The 5,206-nt window shown below is 63.2% G+C and carries 2 rRNA genes; both read right to left on the bottom strand.

Going from position 1 to position 5,206, the window contains the following annotated elements:
* Positions 1 to 109: 109 nt before the first annotated feature.
* A 23S ribosomal RNA gene (locus AAAV21_RS10040) occupies positions 110 to 3,083 on the bottom strand.
* 393 nt (positions 3,084 to 3,476) lie between these two features.
* Positions 3,477 to 4,982: ribosomal RNA gene (locus AAAV21_RS10045) — 16S ribosomal RNA — on the bottom strand.
* The 16S and 23S rRNA genes sit together here, the layout of an rRNA operon.
* Positions 4,983 to 5,206: the final 224 nt, after the last annotated feature.

Genomic DNA, 5,206 nt, shown 5'->3' on the forward strand with positions numbered 1-5,206 from the left:
CATCTACGTGCCCTGGGGGCCGCATGGCGCATAGGGGAGATGACTCGGGGGCATCCTCGTGCCCGGACCGCGCGCATGAGCGCTCAGTCCCGCGGGCCGCGAGGTGCGGTTCCGGAAGAGCTCGGGCGATTAGTGCGGCTCGGCTGAGGACGTCGCCGCCCTTGCACCTGCCGTCTATCGACCAGGTAGTCTACCTGGGCCCTTACCGGAAGGAGAACTAATCCCTGGAACGGCTTCCCGCTTAGATGCCTTCAGCGGTTATCCGCGCCGCACGCGGCTACCCGGCCGTGCCGTTGGTCGACAACCGGTTCACCGGAGGTGCGTCCACCCCGGTCCTCTCGTACTGGGGGCAGCCTCCATCGATTCTCCTGCGCCCACGGAGGATAGGGACCGAACTGTCTCACGACGTTCTGAACCCAGCTCGCGTACCGCTTTAAACGGCGAACAGCCGTACCCTTGGGACCTGCTCCAGCCCCAGGATGCGATGAGCCGACATCGAGGTGCCAAACCTTGCCGTCGATGTGGACTCTTGGGCAAGATCAGCCTGTTATCCCCGGAGTACCTTTTATCCGTTGAGCGACGGCCCACCCACTCGGGGCCGCCGGATCACTAGAGCCTGCTTTCGCACCTGCTCGGCTTGTGGGCCTCGCAGTCAAGCCCGCTTGTACTCTTGCATTCAAAAGGACGGTTGCCGACCGTCCCGAGCGGACCTTCGCGCGCCTCCGTTACCCTTTAGGAGGCGACCGCCCCAGTCAAACTGCCCGCCTGGCACGGTCCCCGAGCCGGTTGACGGCCTCGGGTTAGGACGCCGGTCGCGCGAGGGCAGTATTCCAAGGGCGGCTCCCCGGGGGCTGGCGCCTCCGGATCGATGCCTCCTGCCTATCCTCTACACGCGGGACCAGCGGCCAATGCCAAGCTGCAGTGAAGGTTCACGGGGTCTTTCCGTCCTTCCGCGGGTAAGTCGCATCTTCACGACCAGTGCAATTTCACCGGGTCCATGGTCGAGACAGCGCCCAAGTCGTTGCGCCTTTCGTGCAGGTCGGAACTTACCCGACAAGGAATTTCGCTACCTTAGGACCGTTATAGTTACGGCCGCCGTTTACCGGGGCTTGGCTTCGGGGCTTCGCCTTGCGGCTAACTCCTCCGCGTGACCTTCCGGCACCGGGCAGGCGTCAGACCCTATACGTCGCCTTGCGGCTTCTGCAGAGTCCTGTGTTTTTGGTAAACAGTCGCTTGGGCCTCTCCACTGCGGCCCGCCTCCGCTCCCCGGGCAAGCCGGTTCACGTACGCGCGGGCACCCCTTCTCCCGAAGTTACGGGGCCATTGTGCCGAGTTCCTTGACCATGGTTGACCCGATCGCCTCGGTATGTTCTACCCACCCACCTGTGTCGGTTTGCGGTACGGGCGCGCACGCGCCTGCCTAGGGGTTTTTCTAGGGACCTCGGGCTCACTCGCTTCGCTTAAGTGCTTCGTCCGGAGCCTCGCCCTCGTGCGGACCGGATTTCCCTGGTCCGCGGGCCGCGCTCCATCACGGGGACGTCCAGAACCCCGCCGAGCCACCCCCATCCGTCGCCCCGTCGGTCGTAGCGCCGCGTGCGCGGTGCAGGAATGTCTGCCTGCTGCGCGTCGGCTACGCCTTCCGGCCTCGCCTTAGCCCCCGACTGACCCTGGGAGGATTAGCCTTGCCCAGGAAACCTCGGGTTCACGGCGGACGAGTTACTCTCTCGTCTCTCGCTACTCATGCCAGCATTCTCACTCCCATGCGCTCCACCGCCGGTCGCCCGGCGGCTTCGCCGCCCATGGGAAGCTCCCCTACCGATTCTGAAAATCAAAATCCCGCCGCTTCGGTGTCCAGCTTAGCCCCGTGTATTGTCGGCGCATGTCCACTCGACCAGTGAGCTGTTACGCACTCTTTGAATGGATGGCTGCTTCTAAGCCAACATCCTGGTTGTCTGGGCGGACGCACATCCTTTGCCACTCGGCTGGAACTTGGGGACCTTAGCGGGCGGTCCGGGCTGTTTCCCTCTCGAGCACACAGCTTAGCCCACATGCTCTGACTGCCGCGCTCTGGGCCGCCGGCATTCGGAGTTCGGTTGGATTCGGTAGGCGGCGAAGCCCCCTCGTCCATCCGGTGCTCTACCTCCGGCGGTGAACGCGCGACGCTAGCCCTAAAGCTATTTCGGGGAGAACGAGATATCTCCGGGTTTGATTGGCCTTTCACCCCTATCCGCAGGTCATCGCCGCCGTTTTCAACCGACGTGCGTTCGGCCCTCCACGGGGTCTTACCCCCGCTTCAGCCTGCCCACGGATAGCTCACCCGGCTTCGCGTCCGCGGCGCGGGACTCAAGTCGCCCTGTTAAGGCTCGCTTTCGCTACGGCTCCCTTTCGGTTAACCTCGCCCCGCGCCAGCGACTCGCTGGCTCATTCTACAAAAGGCACGCCGTCACACCCCGAAGGGTGCTCCGACTGCTCGTGGGCGCACGGTTTCAGGTACTGTTTCACTCCCCTCCCGGGGTGCTTTTCACCTTTCCCTCACGGTACTGGTGCGCTATCGGTCACAGGGTAGTACTCAGGCTTGGATGGTGGTCCACCCAGGTTCGGACCGGGTTTCACGTGCCCGGCCCTACTCAGGGACCGCGTCGCGCCGTCCGGTCTGGGTTCGCGTACGGGGCTGTCACCCGCTGCGGCCGGCCCTCCCATGCCGTTCCGCTCCCCAGCCGGACCTGCGCCCGGGGGCGGCAGCCCCCGGATGCGCGGCCCTGCAACCCCGCCGGCGGAACCCCTGCCGGGTACGCCCGCTCGACGGTTTGGCCATCGGTCCCCTTTCGCTCGCCGCTACTCGGGGAGTCTCGAGATTGATTTCCTCTCCTCCGGGTACTTAGATGTTTCAGTTCCCCGGGTTGTCCTCCCCGCCCCTATGTGTTCGGGGTGGGGATATCCACACTGCTGTGGATGGGTTCGCCCATTCGGAGACCCCCGGGTCGAAGGATGTGTGCTCCTCGCCGGGGATTATCGCAGCTTGCCGCGTCCTTCATCGGCTCCCTGTGCCAAGGCATCCGCCGTGCGCCCGTGGTATCTTGCGGGACCGCTCTCGGGCCCGCGGGATATCCACGTGTCGCTAATAAAAATTAATCGATATCATGAATAGCGCTCGTATGTCGCAATTCGGGTATCTCATACCGCGGCACAGTCTTGACTGTGCTCGCGATCAGATGCTCCTCACTCATATATAAGTGAATTCTTGTTTGGATCGGATGAATGATTGCTATCATTCTTTGATTTAATCGCAGAAAAGAATCGAGTCTGGAAGAATTGGATCTTCCATCTCTCTCCTATCGCTATGCGGCTCTCAAGGTACGCGGGTGCGACCCCGGGGACCGGGTGCTGCGGGGACTTCCTCCGGGAAGACATCGACCGGACGGGCTCCTGCCCTCTATTCGAGTTAAGTTGATCTCTCTAAGAATGTATCTCCCTAGAAAGGAGGTGATCCAGCCGCACCTTCCGGTACGGCTACCTTGTTACGACTTCACCCCCCTCACCCTCCACACCTTCGGCGCCTCCCCCCTTGCGGTTGGGCCGGCGACTTCGGGTGCAGACGACTCGGGTGGTGTGACGGGCGGTGTGTACAAGGCCCGGGAACGCATTCACCGCGGCATGCTGATCCGCGATTACTAGCAACTCCGACTTCATGGGGGCGGGTTGCAGCCCCCAATCCGAACTGGGGCCGGCTTTCCGGGATCCGCTCCCCCTCGCGGGGTGGCATCCCTCTGTACCGGCCATTGTAGCACGTGTGCAGCCCAGGGCATAAGGGGCATGATGACTTGACGTCGTCCCCGCCCTCCTCCGCCTTGACGGCGGCGGTCCCGCGTGGGTTCCCGGCATCACCCGATGGCAACACGCGGCGGGGGTTGCGCTCGTTGCGGGACTTAACCCAACATCTCACGACACGAGCTGACGACAGCCATGCACCACCTGTATGGGCTCCTCTCGGCCACGGGGTCTCCCCCGCTTCACCCATATGTCAAGCCCTGGTAAGGTTCTTCGCGTTGCTTCGAATTAAGCCACATGCTCCGCTGCTTGTGCGGGCCCCCGTCAATTCCTTTGAGTTTTAGCCTTGCGGCCGTACTCCCCAGGCGGGACGCTTAATGCGTTGGCTGCGGCACGGGGGGATCGTCCCCCCACACCTAGCGTCCATCGTTTACGGCTGGGACTACCAGGGTATCTAATCCTGTTCGCTCCCCCAGCTTTCGCGCCTCAGCGTCGGTCTCGGCCCAGAGGGCCGCCTTCGCCACCGGTGTTCCACCCGATATCTGCGCATTCCACCGCTACACCGGGTGTTCCACCCTCCCCTACCGGACCCAAGCCGCGGAGGTTCCGGGGGCTTCGGGGGGTTGAGCCCCCCGCTTCGACCCCCGGCCTGCCGGGCCGCCTACGCGCGCTTTACGCCCAATGAATCCGGATAACGCTCGCCCCCTACGTATTACCGCGGCTGCTGGCACGTAGTTAGCCGGGGCTTCTTCTGCAGGTACAGTCTTGACTCTTCCCTGCTGAAAGCGGTTTACGACCCGAAGGCCTCCGTCCCGCACGCGGCGTCGCTGCGTCAGGGTTCCCCCCATTGCGCAAGATTCCCCACTGCTGCCTCCCGTAGGAGTCTGGGCCGTGTCTCAGTCCCAATCTGGCCGGTCGGTCTCTCAACCCGGCTACCCGTTGTCGGCACGGTGGGCCGTCACCCCGCCGTCTACCTGATGGGCCGCGGAGCCATCCCCTCCCGTCGGGGCTTTAGCCGGGGTGCCATGCGGCACCCCGGGGTATCCGGTATTACCCGTCCTTTCGGGCGGCTATCCCGGGGGAGGGGGCAGGTTCTCCACGTGTTACTCAGCCGTTCGCCACTCGCTTCTATCCGAAGATAGGTGCCGTTCGACTTGCATGTGTTAGGCGCGCCGCCAGCGTTCATCCTGAGCCAGGATCGAACTCTCCGTCCAAAATATCTGGGCTTCGAGCCCGTCCGGTCCTCTCAGTTCATCGCTGATCGGTTCCGTTCGATTCATATGGTTCTGTATAGGAAAAGGAATTTCTCGGGGCCGCCTCTCGGCGGCCTTGCGAAAAACAAATCCAAGTTAGACCATTTCAAATGGTTCGATGTCTGCCCGGATGCGACACTGAATGTGTCCATCCTCGCAGTATCCGGTTCTCAAGGTGCACGCCT

Source organism: Collinsella sp. CLA-AA-H302 (assembly GCF_040093305.1).
Lineage (GTDB): Bacteria > Actinomycetota > Coriobacteriia > Coriobacteriales > Coriobacteriaceae > Collinsella.